Source organism: Clostridium puniceum (assembly GCF_002006345.1).
Classification (GTDB): Bacteria; Bacillota; Clostridia; order Clostridiales; family Clostridiaceae; genus Clostridium; species Clostridium puniceum.
Genome location: NZ_LZZM01000190.1, coordinates 52,345 through 70,459, shown reverse-complemented (window position 1 = coordinate 70,459; position 18,115 = coordinate 52,345). Strand labels below are relative to the sequence as shown.

Annotated in this window: 16 protein-coding genes; 2 read left to right on the top strand and 14 right to left on the bottom strand. The window is 28.4% G+C overall.

The window, feature by feature from the left end; genetic code table 11:
- Nucleotides 1–83: 83 nt before the first annotated feature.
- A complete protein-coding gene (gene trmB, locus CLPUN_RS17510) occupies nucleotides 84–743 on the bottom strand; it encodes a tRNA (guanosine(46)-N7)-methyltransferase TrmB (RefSeq protein ID WP_077848533.1) in 660 nt (219 codons plus the stop codon).
- A gap of 150 nt (nucleotides 744–893) precedes the next feature.
- Between trmB and CLPUN_RS27735 the strand changes: the two genes are divergently transcribed.
- Nucleotides 894–1,049, top strand: coding sequence for a GntR family transcriptional regulator (locus CLPUN_RS27735; protein WP_158078793.1), 156 nt, complete (start codon nucleotides 894–896; stop codon nucleotides 1,047–1,049).
- Between the two features lie 301 nt (nucleotides 1,050–1,350).
- Here CLPUN_RS27735 and CLPUN_RS17505 read toward each other — a convergent pair whose 3' ends face one another.
- From CLPUN_RS17505 to gpr, 12 genes are all read right to left on the bottom strand, one after another.
- Nucleotides 1,351–2,304 (bottom strand): L-lactate dehydrogenase, encoded by a 954-nt coding sequence (locus tag CLPUN_RS17505; RefSeq protein ID WP_077848532.1) that lies wholly within the window; start codon nucleotides 2,302–2,304, stop codon nucleotides 1,351–1,353.
- 144 nt (nucleotides 2,305–2,448) lie between these two features.
- Entirely contained in the window at nucleotides 2,449–3,999 is a 1,551-nt protein-coding gene (locus CLPUN_RS17500) for a nitrite/sulfite reductase (protein WP_077848531.1), read from the bottom strand.
- A gap of 314 nt (nucleotides 4,000–4,313) precedes the next feature.
- Nucleotides 4,314–5,435, bottom strand: a complete 1,122-nt coding sequence (dnaJ, locus tag CLPUN_RS17495; RefSeq protein ID WP_077848530.1) for a molecular chaperone DnaJ — start codon at nucleotides 5,433–5,435, stop codon at nucleotides 4,314–4,316.
- A gap of 146 nt (nucleotides 5,436–5,581) precedes the next feature.
- Nucleotides 5,582–7,429, bottom strand: a complete 1,848-nt coding sequence (gene dnaK / locus CLPUN_RS17490; protein ID WP_077848529.1) for a molecular chaperone DnaK — start codon at nucleotides 7,427–7,429, stop codon at nucleotides 5,582–5,584.
- A gap of 105 nt (nucleotides 7,430–7,534) precedes the next feature.
- Entirely contained in the window at nucleotides 7,535–8,143 is a 609-nt protein-coding gene (grpE, locus tag CLPUN_RS17485) for a nucleotide exchange factor GrpE (protein ID WP_077848528.1), read from the bottom strand.
- 38 nt (nucleotides 8,144–8,181) lie between these two features.
- A complete protein-coding gene (gene hrcA, locus CLPUN_RS17480) occupies nucleotides 8,182–9,213 on the bottom strand; it encodes a heat-inducible transcriptional repressor HrcA (protein WP_077848527.1) in 1,032 nt (343 codons plus the stop codon).
- A gap of 229 nt (nucleotides 9,214–9,442) precedes the next feature.
- Entirely contained in the window at nucleotides 9,443–10,573 is a 1,131-nt protein-coding gene (gene hemW / locus CLPUN_RS17475; RefSeq protein ID WP_077848526.1) for a radical SAM family heme chaperone HemW, read from the bottom strand.
- A gap of 218 nt (nucleotides 10,574–10,791) precedes the next feature.
- Nucleotides 10,792–11,232: a hypothetical protein gene (locus CLPUN_RS17470; protein ID WP_077848525.1), complete on the bottom strand. Its 441-nt coding sequence runs from the start codon at nucleotides 11,230–11,232 to the stop codon at nucleotides 10,792–10,794.
- Between the two features lie 191 nt (nucleotides 11,233–11,423).
- Complete coding sequence (lepA, locus tag CLPUN_RS17465) at nucleotides 11,424–13,229, bottom strand: translation elongation factor 4 (RefSeq protein ID WP_077848583.1); 1,806 nt, start codon at nucleotides 13,227–13,229, stop codon at nucleotides 11,424–11,426.
- Nucleotides 13,230–13,478: 249 nt separating this feature from the next.
- Entirely contained in the window at nucleotides 13,479–13,817 is a 339-nt protein-coding gene (locus CLPUN_RS17460) for a hypothetical protein (RefSeq protein ID WP_077848524.1), read from the bottom strand.
- Nucleotides 13,818–14,234: 417 nt separating this feature from the next.
- Complete coding sequence (locus CLPUN_RS17455; protein WP_077848523.1) at nucleotides 14,235–15,302, bottom strand: stage II sporulation protein P; 1,068 nt, start codon at nucleotides 15,300–15,302, stop codon at nucleotides 14,235–14,237.
- 255 nt (nucleotides 15,303–15,557) lie between these two features.
- Nucleotides 15,558–16,541: a GPR endopeptidase gene (gpr, locus tag CLPUN_RS17450; RefSeq protein WP_077848522.1), complete on the bottom strand. Its 984-nt coding sequence runs from the start codon at nucleotides 16,539–16,541 to the stop codon at nucleotides 15,558–15,560.
- A 173-nt stretch (nucleotides 16,542–16,714) separates the two neighbouring features.
- Here gpr and rpsT point away from each other — a divergent pair, with 173 nt between their 5' ends.
- Entirely contained in the window at nucleotides 16,715–16,978 is a 264-nt protein-coding gene (gene rpsT, locus CLPUN_RS17445; protein ID WP_077848521.1) for a 30S ribosomal protein S20, read from the top strand.
- Nucleotides 16,979–17,077: 99 nt separating this feature from the next.
- On the opposite strand, the gene holA is transcribed toward rpsT, so the two are convergent.
- Nucleotides 17,078–18,109 carry a DNA polymerase III subunit delta gene (gene holA, locus CLPUN_RS17440; protein WP_077848520.1) on the bottom strand — a complete coding sequence of 344 codons (1,032 nt, stop codon included), beginning with the start codon at nucleotides 18,107–18,109 and terminating at the stop codon, nucleotides 17,078–17,080.
- Nucleotides 18,110–18,115: the final 6 nt, after the last annotated feature.

The window sequence follows — 18,115 nt, the reverse complement described above, 5'->3', positions numbered from 1 at the left end:
AAGGATTTCTTATTTCTTTAAATATATTTTTTCAGAAATTCCTACATAATTTCCTCATCATACATTGTCAATTATATATTACTTTAATTTCCTTTAACAGCAATTAAAAATTTAGTTTTTATTCCTTGTTCAGTAAACATCTTTTCATGTTCTGTTTCTACATTACCCTCAAAATCACTTTTATGAAGGTCATAAGTTATATATGTGATTTCAAAAGTGGCTTCTTTAAAATATTTAAGTGATTCCTCAAATAATTCGTCATCATCTGTTTTAAAATAAATTTCACCATTCTCTTTTAAGAATGTCTTATATTGCTCTAGCTGTCTTGTATGAGTTAATCTTCTTTTTTTATGTTTTTCCTTAGGCCAAGGATTACAAAAGTTTATGTATATTCTGCTTATTAAATCTTCTTCACTTAACATTTCATTAATAAGACCTATTTCTTGAGCCATTAACTTTATATTGTCTAATACTGTGTTTTTTTCTTCATATGCTTTTTCAATATTTCTCTTGGCTAATCCTAAAACTTCATCTTTTATATCAATTGCAATGTAATTAATATTAGGATTTTCAGATCCATGTACTGCTATAAAAGTGCCTTTACCACATCCAAGCTCTAAATATATAGGATTATCATTTCCAAAAATTTCTCTCCATTTACCTTTATATCCTTTAGGTTTTATAACAAAAAAGTTACAACTCTCAAGCTCAGGTCTTGCCCATGGCTTTTTTCTCATTCTCATGTTATTCACTCCATCTTTTATCATTCATAATAATTATACATATAAAAATTTATAATGCAATTTTTATATTTCAAAACTTTAATATTTGTCAATTATACAATATTTTGATGATACACACCTGTAATACTTATGTACTAAAGTGATAAAGAAGTGATTACAATTTTTCAAGATAACATTCAAATTTATAATGATATTAAAGAACAAATTATTAGAGGAGATTTAAATGATAGTAACAAACTTTCTTCAATAAGAGAGTATTTTACCATATATGAAATAACTGCTTTAACAAACCAAAAAGCGATGTAGAAATAGAAAAGGATGGAACTATTCAAGTATGTAAAGGCATTAGAAGCTTTATTATAGATAGAAGTGAAAGTATACTTCAGCCTTTTGTTAAAATACTAATAACAAGAATTATCGTTAACATTTTTATTTTTTATATTTTGTCTATAAGCTTTACTTGGTACAAAAATTATGAATCGTTTTTCCATCTCATATAAATTTTGATTGCTATCATTGCTTTTTGTGGTTTTTGTTTATTATATGAAAAATACTATAAACCTAAACAATTAAAAATGCAGGAGAGATTAGTTCCTGCATTTTTATATTAAAGTGTTTTTGCCTTATTTATATATTCTTTTAATACTGCACACGAAGTATTAAATTTCTTTTGCTCATCATCCGTTAACTTTATTTCAATTATTTCTTCTATACCATCTTTCCCCATTACTACAGGTACACTTGCAAATAAATTATTTTGATTATATTGTCCTTCTAACAATGTAGATGCTGGCAATATCTTCTTTTCATCATGATATATAGCTTTAACTATTTCTGTTAAACCAACACTTATTCCAAATTCTGTACATCTTTTTCCTACTATTATCTCATTTGCTGCATTGGCAGTTCTATAATTCAACTCTTCTAAATTAAGTTTTCCATAAGTATCTGCTTTTTCTTTCATTAAATCAAATAGTGGTTTTCCTCCAAAATATACATGGGACCAAGGAACCATTTGTGAATCACCATGTTCACCCATGGAATATGCTTGTATAGATTTTTGATCTATTCCTGTTTCATAAGATAATATTCTCCTAAGCCTCGATGAATCCAAAGTAGTTCCAGTTCCAAATACTTTATTTTTAGGAAATCTAGTCTTCTTCCATATATAATATGCTATTATATCTACTGGATTTGATATAACTATAAATATACCATTAAATCCCGATTCTAATATTGGATTTATTATAGTATCTATTTCCCTTATTGTTTCCTTTAAGAATTCTAAACGTGATTTATTGACTTCTGGTGGAACGCCAAGACTCACTACTATAATATCTGCATCTTTACAATCTTTAAAAGTTCCTTTTTTACTTTTAACATAATGAGGTAAATATGAAACTGTATCACTTAAATCAATAGCTTCAGCATTTGCCTTCTCTTCTAGCTTATCAATCATTACAATTTCATCACATACACCTTGTATTGCTAATGAAAATGCACAATGTGAACCGACATTCCCGCTACCTACTATTACTATTTTTCTAGTTTTTATCCCCACTTTTAAGCCCCCTGTTTTTAGATAATTACCTTCTATATTTTAAAACTATCCTTTATTATAACACTTAACAAAATAATATTAACTGCTATATATAATTGTACCTAAAAAACAAGTATATGTTAACATCTAAAATAAGAATTAAATTTATTTATTGTACTTTTCTACTAATTCTATCAATTCGTTCTCATTATTTTTAACAAATTCATAAAAATTAATATTTTTTTTCTCTATAAGCAATGATAATTCATATAAGAATTCTGGTATCTCTGAAGCAAGTATATCTCCATAAACTTTTCCAAGCCTTGTATTTCCTATTTCAAAGGATCCATTGATATGAAGCTCAAATACATCTTCTATATTATCATTTACTTTTTTACGCTTTCCTGTAAATCCAATTCCAACTACTTCATGAACAGCACATGAATTTCCACATCCTGACACGTGAACTCTTGGTAATACATCTTTCTTATATTTCTTTTCTTTAAAATAAGTAATAATATTATTTAATGTTTTTTGGCTTTCTAAAATCCCTACTTGACATATTGGTACTCCAATGCATGAAACACTTTGCTCTATAGCTGTTTCTCCACCAAGGTCTTGTGTAAAATCTAAAACCTTCTTTGCTTCTTCACCATTTAAATTTCTAAAATAAATTCCTTCTGTCATAGTAAGCCTTATTTCTAAGCATTCTATTCCTTTTAGGTTATCTAAAAGGTTCCTTAATTCTTTAACATATATTTGCCCGCCTATTGGATGAAAATACACACTATATAAGCCTTTTTGTTTTTGTTCATATAATCTTGAGTGTTTTATATTTATTTCATTCCCTTGCTTAGCGCATTCTTTTAAAGTCACTTCTAGATCTAGTTCTTCTGTATCCTTAACTGATTTTAAATATTCTTTATATACTTCTACAAATTTTTCTTCTCCCAATCTTTCTACTATGTATCTTATACGAGCTTTATTTCTATTTTCATAGTCACCTTCATTTATAAATAAATTGGTTATAGCTTCCACATGATATAAAACTTCACTTGGTTCTATAAATTCATCATATTCAATCCCTACTTTAGGGTTTCTGCCAAGCCCCCCTCCCATATAAACCTTAAAATATTTTTTATCATCTTTAACAACAGCTAAAAAGCCTAAATCTGCAACACTTGAGTGGCCTAAATCATCATTACTACTTGAAAAAGATACTTTAAGCTTTCTAGGTAATTTATATGTTGTTATCTTACTTAAAAAATGATTATTTACAGCTAAAGCATATGGTGTCACATCAAAAGCTTCTGATCTATCAACTCCAGACAATGGAGACATAGCAACATTTCTAGGATAGTTTCCTCCTCCACCTCTAGAATATATGTCATTATCTATTCCATCTTTCATTATATTGAAAACTTTATCTATTGATAAATTATGATATTGAACGGCTTCCCTTGTAGTTAAATGAAATTTTTCCAGTTCATATTTTTCTGCTATATCACACAACCAGTTCATTTGTTCTATATTAGTTATTCCTGAAGGTATTCTAAGTCTTATCATAAATTCTTTTTTGCTACGTTCTGAATATACTCCCATTCCACCAGAAACTTTTTTAAAATCTGCAACAGAAACTTCTCCTTTTAAAAACTTATCACCTAACTCTTTAAAATCTTCTATTTCACCCAACAATTTTTCCTTTAAATTCTTCAAGACTATTCCTCCTAATTTCTATTTAATATTTTTATTTTAATAATCCTAATTAAAACTTTGCATTATAATGATTAGCTTGTTAACAAACTAAAAAACTTTTTCTATCAAAACATTATATTGAATATTATTAATTAGAATATAAACATTATAACTCAATTTTATAAATTTTACTATAGTTATAGGGATTGTCGGCTTTACATTAAATTGTAATTCTTTTAAATAAAGTATAGATGTGTTCTAATTGATTCCCTAGTACAAAAAGAAGCTATTTAAAGATTCTCCTAATCTCTAAATAGCTTCACTTATACTCTTAATTATTTATTCTTGCCAAATAATTTTTTCTTAGGAGCATTGGCTTCATCAAATTCTTCACCTGAAGCTCTCATTAAATCATATAATGCTTCCTTTTGTTCCTTATTCAATGTCTTTGGAATATCAACTATAACTTTTACGTATTGATCTCCTTTTCCACTTGAATTGACTCTTTGTATCCCCTTACCTTTCAATCTGAACATTGTTCCAGATTGAGTTCCCGCTGGTACAGAATATTTAACATTTCCATCTACTGTAGCCACTGTTATTTCGGTACCTAAAGCAGCCTTAGCCATAGAAACATGAGTATCTATATATACATCATTACCTTTTCTTGTAAATACCTTTGATGGTGCCACATTGATTCTTACATATAAATCTCCAGGATTTCCTCCCCTTTGTCCATGTTCTCCTTGTCCTCGAAGTGGCATTACATTTCCTGTATCAACACCTGCTGGTATGTTAACTTTTATATTTCTTGTTTTTCTAACATTACCTTTTCCTCTACAATGTGAACATGGTTTTTCAATTATTTTACCAGAACCTCTACATGTATCACATGTTGAAGTTGAAACAAAGCTTCCAAGAGGAGTTTGTCTTTGTACTCTCACTTGACCTGCGCCTCCACAAGTTGGACAAGTTTTTGAGTTAGTACCTGGTTCAGCACCACTTCCATGACAATGTTCACAATTTTCACTTCTAGTAACTGATATTTCTTTTTCAACACCAAAAATAGCTTCTTCAAAAGTTAATGTTATTGTATATTCAAGGTCACTTCCTCGTGCAGGACCATTCTTTCTTCTAGAACCGCCACCGCCTCCAAAGAATGATTCAAAAATATCTCCAAAACCACCCATATCGAAGCCGTCAAAGCCTCCGCCTCCAAAGCCACCACTACCATCAAAAGCAGCTGATCCAAATTGATCATATTTAGCTCTCTTTTCTGGATCTGATAAAATTTGATAAGCTTCATTTATTTCTTTAAACTTTGCTTCTGCTTCTTCATTTCCTTGATTTTTATCTGGATGATATTTTACTGCTAATTTTCTAAAGGCTCTTTTTATTTCATCGTCACTTGCACCTTTTTGAAGTCCAAGTAATTCATAATAGTCTTTGCTTGCCATTTATTTATATTCACCACCTGGTTTTATTTTTACTTAGTATATTCTAAATATTATTTTCTTTGATATACCTTAGAAAAGGGAAGACGAGTTTGCCTTCCCTCTCCTATTATATTAGATAATTAGTATTTAGTACAACCTATTTTATCTTATTTGTCTTCATCTACTTTAAAGTCTGCATCTACAACATTTTCATCATGTGGTGCACTTTCTGCTCCTCCAGCTGCTGCATTTGGATCAAAACCTGCTCCTTCAGGACCTCCAGCTTGTTGATACATCTTTGTAGCTATTGGATAGAACGCTTGGTTTACTGCTTCAATTGCAGCTTTAATTGCTTCTATATCGTCGCTATCTTTAATCTTCTTAAGATCTTCAATCTTAGCTTGAACTCCAGATTTTTCTTCTTCTGTAGCTTTATCTCCAACTTCACTTAATGTCTTTTCTATTTGATATATTGTTTGATCTGCAGTATTTGCAGTTTCAACTTTTTCTTTTCTCTTTTTATCTTCTTCAGCAAATTTTTCTGCTTCTTTTACAGCCTTATCTACATCTTCATCGCTTAAATTAGTTGAAGCTGTAATTGTTATATTTGCTTCTTTTCCAGTTCCCTTATCTAAAGCTGATACCTTAACAATACCATTAGCATCTATATCGAAGGTTACTTCGATTTGAGGAATTCCTCTTGGAGCTGGAGCTATTCCTGAAAGTGTGAATTGTCCTAATGACTTATTATCCATAGCCATTTGTCTTTCACCTTGAACTACATTGATTTCAACTGATGTTTGGCTATCAGCAGCAGTTGAGAATACTTGACTCTTCTTTGTTGGAATAGTTGTATTTCTTTCAATTAATGGAGTAGCTATTCCACCTGCTGTTTCAATTCCAAGTGTTAATGGAGTAACATCAAGTAATACTATATCCTTAACTTCTCCTGTAAGCACTCCTGCTTGAATAGCTGCACCAACTGCAACACATTCATCTGGATTAACTCCCTTAGATGGTTCTTTTCCTGTAAAGTTTTTAACAGCTTCTTGTACTGCTGGAATTCTTGTTGATCCACCAACTAAAATTATTTTATCAATATCACTTAATGAAAGTTTTGCATCAGCTAATGCTTTTTTCATTGGTTCAATACTTCTTTGAACTAAGTCATGAGTAATTTCATTGAATTTAGCTCTAGTTAATGTTAAATCAATATGCTTTGGACCTGTTGCATCAGCAGTAATGAATGGTAAGTTAATATTTGTTTGCATTGAAGATGATAATTCAATTTTTGCTTTTTCAGCAGCTTCTTTTAATCTTTGAAGTGCCATTTTATCTTGCATTAAATCAATTCCATTTTCAGCTTTGAATGTATCTGCAATATAATGCATGATTTTTTCATCAAAGTCATCTCCACCTAGCTTTGTATCTCCATTAGTTGACAATACTTCGAATACCCCATCTCCAAGATCTAGGATAGATACGTCGAAAGTACCACCACCTAAGTCATAAACTAAAATCTTATGAGCTGAATCTGTTTTGTCTAAACCATAAGCTAGTGATGCTGCTGTTGGTTCATTTATTATTCTTAAAACTTCAAGTCCTGCAATCTTTCCAGCATCCTTAGTTGCTTGTCTTTGGCTATCATTAAAGTAAGCCGGTACAGTAATAACTGCTTGAGTTACTGTTTCACCTAAATAACTTTCCGCATCTGCTTTAATTTTTTGAAGTATCATAGCTGAAATTTCTTGTGGTGAATATTGTTTTCCATCTATATCAACTTTATGTCCAGTCCCCATATGTCTTTTTATTGAAATAATTGTTTTATCTGGGTTTGTTATTGATTGTCTCTTTGCAACTTGACCAACTAACCTTTCTCCACTTGCTTGGAACGATACTACTGATGGAGTAGTTCTAGCCCCTTCTGCATTAGCAATAACAGTTGGTTCTCCACCTTCCATAACTGCTACGCATGAATTTGTAGTTCCTAAGTCAATTCCTATAATTTTTGCCATTTTATATTCCTCCTAAAACTTTATTAGTTTATTCTAATTTTGAATTTAAATAATTTTATATATTTTAAATTTACATTTTAGCTATAACGTCTAAAATCAAATTTCTTAATTAGCTACTTTAACCATTGTATGTCTTATTATTTTTTCATCCTTTTTATATCCTTTTTGGAAAACCTCTGCTATTACATTTTTGCCCAGATTTTCATCTTCTATATGCATTACAGCATTATGAACATTAGGATCAAATTCTCCTGATGTATCTATTTCTTCAACTCCAAGCTTTGCAAATGAATCTTGACAGCCTTTTATTGTCATTTCAATTCCTTTTTTCAAGTCTTCGATACTTCCATCAGCTACAACAGCTCTTTCTAAATTGTCAATAATTGGAATGATTTCTTTTAATACATCTACATATGCATCACTATATATTCCTTCTTTTTCTTTAATAGTTCTTTTTCTATAATTATCATATTCAGCTGTCAATCTTAAAAGCCTATCTTTAGCAATATCTAATTCTTCTTGCAATTTTTTATTTTCTTCTTTTTGTTTTTTTACCATATTTAGCTCATCATCTTCTGTATTTTCATCACTTTTTTGAGCTTCAGTTGATACTTCACTAACTTCTTCATTTTCTAATTGAGAATTATCTACAGTTTCTTCAACTACTGTTTCATTTTTAATTTCTTCACTATTCATCTCTTTCTTTTCTTCCATATCTTTAAAAATACACCTCTTCTCTTTAAATCTAACATCTATATTTTTTGATTGCTTAATATGTTATTAAGCTCTTTTATGACTTCAGACATAATTGCTATTACTTTTGAATAATTAATTCTTCTAGGTCCAATTAATCCAATTTTACCTATTGGTCTATCGTCAAAAGAATATTCAGCAGATATTATGCTGCAATCCTTAGCTTGCTCTTTATAATTTTCATCACCTATACTAATTGTAATATTATCACTAGGATTAAATAAATCCATTATAGATTCTTTATCATTGAAAAGTGATAATATTTCTTTTGCTTTATCAATATCATTATATTCTGCATAATTAAATATATTGGTTGTTCCCTCCAAAAACACTTCTGATGAATTAGATACATTTAATGTTTCATACAAAACAGGTAAAATTGCATTAAATATTTCTTCATATTCACCTAAATCTTTTTTTAAATTATTAATTACTTCTAGATTTATTTCTTCTATAGATAGATTTACTAATCTATTATTAATAACTTGATTTATTCTCATTAAAGTTTCAATTGGTGGAACTCCACTATTTAATTTCATTATATGATTTTTTATTAATCCAGTATCTGTTAAAAAAACTGATACTAAATTATAATCATCAATTTTAATAAGTTGTATTGATTTGACAAAACTTTTTTTAACTGATGGAGATTCAATTACACAGGTCAATTTAGTAAGCTCTGATAATAATGCACTAGTTTGTTTTACTATTTTATCTACTTCAAGCATTGCAGAATCAATTATATATTGCTTAATTCTCAAATCCTCTTCAACTGTCAACCTTTGATTATCCATAAGTTTATCAACATATAATCTATATCCCTTACTTGAAGGAATTCTGCCTGCCGAAGCATGAGGTTGTTCTAAGTATCCCATATCTTCAAGATCAGCCATTTCATTTCTTATAGTTGCAGAACCTATACCTAAATTATAGTTTTTAGCAATTGTTCTTGATCCTACAGGATCTCCCGTACGAATATAGTCATTGATAATAGCTTGAAGTATTCTTATTTTTCTTTCATCAATACTCATAACTTCACCTCTTTTTGTTAGCACTCATTAACATCGAGTGCTAATGACTATGTCTTTAATATATTATTTATGATGTTTTTTGTCAATTCTATTTATATTTATTTTAGATAGATATAGTTAATAATAAATGAATCTTATTAATTTATCTCTTTATACCTGCCATTTACTCCATTTTTCTATATGGTCTTGTTTTTAATTTTTAGTTTCAATTCTGTTATCTATAAATTGGTTATGGCAATATAATAAAATCACTCATTACATAATTAGAAATTTCGATTCCTTTTTGGCTTAAGAATAGTTTTTCCGAATTATAAATTAATAATTCTTTTTTTATATTTTTTTCAATTATATCTCCATAAACTTCATTTATGTCTTTATTAAATCTTTTCTTAAATTCATTTATATTTATTCCTTTAATCATTCTAAGTCCCATAAAAACAAATTCTTCCATATCATCCTTCACATCATTTACATGAGTTTCTTCTATTATGCTTTCATAATTATTTATTTTTTCTATATATTCTTGAATATCATCTAAATTTTTAGTTCTCTTTTTATCTATAAATGAACTCGCAGACACTCCCAATCCTAAATATTCATTACAGTTCCAATAAACTTTATTATGAAAACATTCATTTCCTAGCTTTGCAAAATTAGATATTTCATATTGATGATAACCTCGCTTCTCCAGAATCTGTTTTGTGGATAAATACATTAATCTTTCATTATCTTCTTCTGGCAAATTCAACTTATTTTGTTCATGTAAATTATAAAAATGTGTACCTTCTTCAATTATCAAACTATATGCTGATATATGCTCTGGTTCTAGCTTTGCTATTTCCACTAAAGATTCTTTCCAATCCTCAAGTTTTTGATTTGGAAGTCCGAACATTAAATCTATATTTATATTATCAAAACCTATCTCTCTAGCTAAAAAATAATTATTTTTGAATTCTTCATAAGTATGTATTCTTCCAATTTCTTTTAAAATTGAATTTTTTGTAGTTTGTAATCCCAAACTAATTCTATTAACATTATATTTTTTCATAATTTCTAATTTATCTCTATTTAAAGTTCCAGGATTACATTCCATGGTAAATTCTATATTTTCTTTTAAATTTAATTTATTTAGTGTTATTAACAAGTTTTTTAAACTTAAATCCTGTAAATATGAAGGTGTTCCCCCCCCAATAAATATACTGCTTATACTGTATTTTTCAGCTTTTTCTAATATTTCTTTATTTAATGCGTCTATATATTCATCCATAAACTTCTCTTTACCTGAATAAGATGGAAAATCACAGTAAAGACATTTTTGTTTACAAAATGGAATATGTATATATAAAGAAATTTCTTTCATTTCTAATCCTCCTATAAGGCATATTATATAAAACAACAAATCAGATGCTAGTATATTTATATTCATAAATCAAGCAAGCTTCCTGTCTAGCACGAAATATACGTAACAAGTGACTTATTATTTTCTTTCATATACCTAAAATTTAAAATATAGCAAAAAATACTTGTAGTAAATTTAATCCTTAAATATTACTACAAGTATTTTTGCATATTAATTTATTATGCTAGCAATTTCTCTGCTTGCTCTTTTAATAAAGCAATTTTACTTTCTGCCTCTACTACAGAAAAACTATATACATCTACAAAATTATAAAAATAGTTAGCAAAAGATATTCTCTTATCACGTTTTATTTCTAACTTTTTGCCTACTTCTTCTAAAAATGCTACTTCTTTTTCATCATATTCTCCATCAATAAGTGCAAGACCTATTAATTCAAAATAAATAATATTTTTGCATCTTTCAGAAGAGTTTTTTAAATGTTCATATATAGACTCTAAGTTTATTTTTGGTATTTCGCTTTCGTTTAAGTTTAATTCTTCAAGATAATCAGCATAAAGGTTTTTTTCTTCTTTTGCAAAAAATTCATCTGAGTTTGCAAGCTCTGTAACTAATTGCATAAATGCAATTCCTTCATGTTTATTTAATTCATTTAAAAACATCTAAACCCCTCCAAAACTTCTTATTATAATTATTTGTATAATATTAATAACATTATACAAATAATTCCTTAAAAATAATATACTTTTATTTCATACATTTAATAGTTTTTATTCAAAAATAAATTTATTTCATATCTATTGTCATGACTATTCCAGATTAATATATTGAAACTTTCCAAAAATATATTATTTTAATCAACCTTTAAGACTGCCATAAATGCTTCTTGTGGAACTTCAACAGATCCAACCTGTCTCATTCTCTTCTTTCCTTCTTTTTGCTTTTCAAGTAACTTCTTCTTTCTTGAAATATCTCCACCATAACATTTAGCTAATACGTCTTTTCTCATAGCCTTCACAGTTTCTCTTGCAATAATCTTAGATCCAATAGCCGCTTGAATAGGAACTTCAAACATCTGTCTTGGAATTATTTCTTTTAATTTTTCTGCTATTCCTCTACCCTTATGGTATGATCTTTCCTCTGGTACTATCATTGATAATGCATCAACTATATCTCCATTTAATAATATATCTAACTTAACTAGCTTAGTTCTAATATATCCTTTAAATTCATAGTCTAAAGAGGCATATCCTCTAGTCCTAGATTTTAATGTATCAAAGAAATCATATATTATTTCATTTAGAGGAATGTCATAGTTTACAACAGCTCTAGTTTCTTCTATATATTGCATATCAATATATACCCCTCTTCTATCTTGACATAACTCCATAACGGCTCCTACATAATCTTTTGGCGTAATTATAGATGCTTTAACCACAGGTTCTTCCATATAATCTACTTCCGTTAAAGGAGGTAGATTAGTTGGGTTTGTTATTTCTAATACTTCACCATTTGTTTTTATTACTTTATATATAACTGATGGTGCAGTTGTAATTATATCTAAATTAAATTCTCGCTCAACTCTTTCTTGAATTATTTCCATATGCAATAATCCTAAGAAACCACATCTAAATCCAAAACCTAATGCAATAGAGGTTTCTGGTTCAAAACTTAATGCTGCATCATTAATTTGTAATTTTTCTAAAGCTTCCTTTAACTCATCATATTTAGCTCCATCAACAGGATATATTCCTGAATAAACCATTGGTATAGCTGGTTTATAACCTTTAAGCGCTTTATCAGTTGGTCTATTAGCTTCTGTTATAGTATCTCCAACTCTGGCATCTCTAACATTTTTAATTGATGCAGTTACATATCCAACATCACCCGCACTTAATTCTCCAATCGGAAGAACTCCAGGAGTAAATACGCCTACTTCAGTTACATCATAAACTTTATTAGTTGCCATAAGTTTAATCTTACTTCCAATTTTTATTCTTCCATCTATTACTCTTACTATACATACAACACCCTTATAGCTATCGTAATATGAATCAAAAATTAATGCTTTTAAGGGTGCTTCTTCATCTCCATCTGGTGCTGGTATATTATTAACAACACACTCTAGTACATCTTCAATATTAAGTCCTGTTTTCGCAGATACCATAGGTGCTTCTTCTGCGTCTATTCCTATTACATCTTCAATTTCCTTCTTTACCTCTTCTGGTCTTGCAGATGGTAAATCAATCTTATTTATTACTGGTGCAATTTCTAAGTCATTATCTAAAGCTAAATAACAATTAGCTAAAGTCTGAGCTTGAATACCTTGTGTTGCATCAACAACTAATATAGCACCTTCACAAGCTGCTAGACTTCTTGAAACCTCATAGTTAAAATCTACATGTCCTGGAGTATCAATTAAATTAAGGATATATTCTTCACCATTATCTCTTCTATATACAAGCCTCGCTGCTTGAGACTTTATTGTAATTCCTCTTTCTTTTTCTATCTCCATATTATCTAGAACTTGTTCTTCCATTTCCCTTTTTGTTAAGGTCCCTGTAGTCTCAAGTAATCTATCCGCAAGGGTTGATTTACCATGATCAATATGTGCTACTATTGAAAAATTTCTGATATGTTTTTGTCTTTCACTTTTCATACGCATAACTGCCATTTACTAAGTTAAGGCAGTTTCTTCACCCCCGTTATAATTAAATCAGCTAAATTATAACATACATCTATTTAAAAAGGCTAGAAGAAAATGTGCTACAAAGACTTTTCACTAAGCAATTGACAGTTGATTCCCTTTATCGACTGTCTGTAGTAAACATGTACCTTAGTATAAAGTTCACTAATAAAGTTCGAGCAATCAAGTGTCAATTCTCTATTAACAGATTTCACTACTTCACTACTTCACTAAATTAGGAATCTGCTTAAACATTTCTTCTATTTTTTCTATAAAAACAGATTTGTTTCTTATTTTAAATTCACTATCGCCTAACCTTACTAATATGTCTTTCTCTGGCTCTTTGTAAATTTTTAAAAATGAATTATCCTTAATAAAATTCGAAAAATCTTCTCCAAATTTTTCATTTACAATTTTATAATTTTCATTAGTGTTTCCAAGTGGTGATAATGCTTTTGTATTAATCATATCCACTTTAATAATTCCACTAAAAACCAAAACTAATATAAAAAATGCCGGTAATATTTTTTTTAATATGTAACCCTTAAATAAACTCTTCATCAATAAACACCCTTTTCAAATATAATATGTATTCATTATTTAAAGCTTTTATTAAAATCCTTTCCTAGTTTAGTAATTTTATTCACTTATTTATAAATATTTATTGTTTTTAATTATATTCAATTCTATTGCTAGATAAAAATATATATTTATCTTTAAAAAATTCTGCAAAGAAAAATTAATAAATAATTTAAAGCTGGTTTACTTTATAAAATTTGTAATTTTACTAGTTTAAGAACACCTTTAATTAAAAAATTTCCTCAAGGAAAGAGTGAGAGTGAAAATTTACATTTTTGTTCTCGAACTTTCCCTTTGGACTTTTTCATTCATTTTTTATTATTCACCCAATTACTTAGACTTTTGTATGGTCATATTCTTCACCATATATATGATTGCTTTTTAGTGTTGTACATATACTCATTTATTTATAATTTCAGCAATTACTCTAGCCATACATTCTGCTGTAACCTTACATTCTTCTGGAGTATTGGTATGTGAACCTATTTCAAAAAGCATACATCCATCACTCTTACTTTGATTAAATGCATTTTTTCCTCTATTATATGTTAATATTTTTATAGGTAAGCTTGGAAACAATTCAGAAGTTTTTGCAAATACCTTTTCTGTAAGGACTTTATTTTTATCATATCTCGTACTGTTCTTTGCATTCACAAACATTATTTTTGCTGCACTCATTCCATAAATTTCTGTTGTCGTTAGAGCTTTATCCTCTACAGAATCTCTATGCAAATCTATAATCATTTTAAAATCTCCATATTGCTTTAAATATTTATCAACAGTTTCTCCTGATCTTGTATAACTATCATTATAAGAAATACAATGATCAGTCTTATCATGTAATACAGCAATTCCATAATTTTCTTCAAGCTCTTTAGAAAGAACATCTCCAACACCAACAACATTGGTACTTTCATTTAAACTTTCTGGTTCTGTTGCATTATAATTTTCAGTAGTGTGACTATGGTATATTAATATTTCTGGTTTAGATTTATCTAATTGTTTTTTTAGACTTGCATCATATATTTTTGTATTTTTGCTATCATTATTTACTGGTAGCTTAGAAATACTTTCTTCACTTATTTGGAATGGGTTAAACGTAAATGTTGATCTTGTTCCTTCATCATTTATATCACAGAAAAAGCTAATTTCATTTTGGATTATTCCTTTATAACTTAAATTCTTTAACCCAAGTACTTCAAGAGAAACATTTCTAAGAGAAAGTCTATTTTCAACATAATTTCCTTCGTCATAAACTTGGGATTCTATTATTGGCATTCCCAAATTAAGCAGTTGTACATATGCAAAAGCGCCTCTTTCTCTACTACTTTTTAAAACATTTCCTAACCTTATAAATAATATACTTATAATCAAAATCAATACAAGTACACCTATATTGATATTGGATTTTATTTTTATCTTTTTGTTATTTTCATACCACTTCAAACTTCTGCTCATATATACCATCCTACTCCCTCCTTTACATTCTTCTATCTGATATTTAGCATTTCTAACATTTCAAAGCCCCTAAGAACTGCACGACCTAGATTAGTTCAAGTAAATTATTTTAGAATATAAAATTTCTAAATAATAGTTGAACTATATAATTATATTAATGAATTTACATAATTATTCTAACTAAATAACTAATAAGAAAAAATGAAGTATAAATCTAAATTTTAGATTTTACACTTCATTTTTTCATAATTAATATTTAATATATTAACCCATAAATTTATTTATCTCTTCCATATTCATGTTAGGCTGCAAGGCCATATTAATTCCATTTGCTATTATTTTTGATAAGGAACTAATAATTAAGTCAATATCTTTAGGTGTAACTATCATATCTGTATTATTTTTAGATGCTATTACTTCTTTAATGAGATTCTCCTTTTCATTTTTGTCTAAAGATTTTAGCATTTTATAAAATTCTGTTCCATTTGAAGAATTTTTAATTAATGAATCAACAACTAAATCTATAGTATCATTAGTAATAGTAACTGCATCTACAACAGTTGGAACCCCTATAGCAATAACTTTAACGCCTAAATTTTCTTCGTTTATCTGCTTTCTATTGTTTCCAACTCCAGCCCCTGGTGATATTCCTGTATCACCAATTTGGATTGTTGCATTTACTCTTTCAACTCTTCTTGCTGCCAGTGCATCTATGCATATTACTAAATCCGGTTTTATTTTTTCCACAACTCCTTTAATTATTTCCGCTGTTTCAATACCAGTCATCCCCAATACTCCAGGTTCTACACTACAAACAGGCCTAACAGAATCATCAATAACGTCTGGCATTATTGTTTTTAAATGCCTTGTTATCATTATTTTTTCTGTTACCTTAGGACCTAATGCATCTGGAGTCACTTGCCAATTTCCAAGTCCTACAATTAATACTGTCTTTTCTGTATCAATTGTAATTAAACGTTCTAATATTTCCGCTACAACCATAGAAACTCTATCCATAGTTTCTCCATCGTAAGCTGTAAATTTAGGCATATCTATAGTAATATAATTTCCTTTTGGTTTTCCTATTTTCTCAGCACCCTCTTGGCTTTTTACTTTTACGGTAGTTACTTTAATATCCTTTTCACTTTCTTCAATTACTTCAATACCATCTATATCTGGCTCATTTTTGTGGTTCTCTTTGTAAATTTCTCTCGCTTCAAGTACTAGATCTGTTCGAATATTTATCATAATAACACCTCATTATATATTTAGTCAGTCTTATTTTTCCTTTTTCTTTAAATTTAATACTTGAATTACATAACTTCTGATGCTATAATAAGGTTTGTTGAATATGAACTCGTACGCAGATTTCCCCAAAAGCTGCAGAGACCCTATAAAAATTTAAGGGGGGTGAATTAAGAATGGCAAATATAAAATCAGCAAAAAAGAGAATAAAAGTTACTGAAACTAAGACTTTAAAGAACAGAATGGTTAAGTCTGCTTTAAAGACTGCAATAAAGAAATTTGAAGCTGCTGTAGAAGCTAAGAACAGTGAAGACGCTAAAGCTTTATTTTCATCAGTTGTTAAGTCATTAGATATGGCTACTACTAAAGGAGTAGTTCATAAGAATATGGCTGCTAGAAAGAAATCAAGATTAGCTGCAAAGTTAAACGCTATGGCATAATTTTGAAAAACCCATCTAATTAATAGATGGGTTATTTTTATGTACAAATTATCTAACTATATTTTACACAATTTACTAACTTGTATTTAAATAAATATGCTACCTAACTGTAAGCGTATTTATTAATAAAAATTCCATTTCCATAGTTTTATCTAATCCTGTTGACTTTAATTTTGTTTCTACTTTAACGCAAAGTTTAATTAGTTCTGATAACTGTTTTTCAGTAAACCTACTAGTTTGAGTTACTAACTTTTCGCATACAAACTGTGGTAATCTATATTCTGCTATGAGATCCTCTATTTTTTTTCCTCTTGCGACCTTAAGCTTTATTTCATATAATCTAAAGAAATGTTTTTCAATTGCACTTATTATAAGCATATGTTGATCTGATTTATATAAAATTTCTTTCATTATATCTATTGCTTTATCAACTTTCTTTTGAGCTATTAATTCTACTAAATCAAAAATGTCATCTTCATTTGAATTCAAAATAAGCAAATTAATATCTTCTTTTTTTATTTCTCGTCCTTCACAATATGATATAAGCTTATCAGCTTCTCTTTTTATAATATCAAAGTTACTTTGCACTTTTTCGCAAAAATAAGTTAATTCTACTTTTCCAATTGATTTTCCCTTTTCTTTAAAAACCTCTGAAACCTTTTTCAAATATTTATCCTTCTTTAACTTATCACAGTGTACTATGGATAAATACTTCCCCAAAGTTCCTAACTTCTTATTTTTATTAGGTTTATCTCTCTTATCATTTAATAAATAATACATTATTAAAATAGTATAGTATGGTAAATTTGACACATATTCTTTAATTTCATTATATATTTTAGTACCTGTTGAATCACTTTTATCCCGCAAAAAATTTGCTCGATAAACAATTATAACTTTTTTATCCCCCATAAAAGGCATTGTTTCACAAGCATTCATAATATCATCGAAAGTTGTATTCATACCATCTATTCTAATTAAATTAAGGTCTTTTAATTCTTCAGACACTTGTCTTTTTGTAATTAAATTTATTCCATCTTTAATAAGTTCTTCATCTAATCCGCAAAATACATATCCATTTTTAATCTTACCTTTTTCAATTTCTTGTTCATAAACTTCATAATTAATCAATTTAAA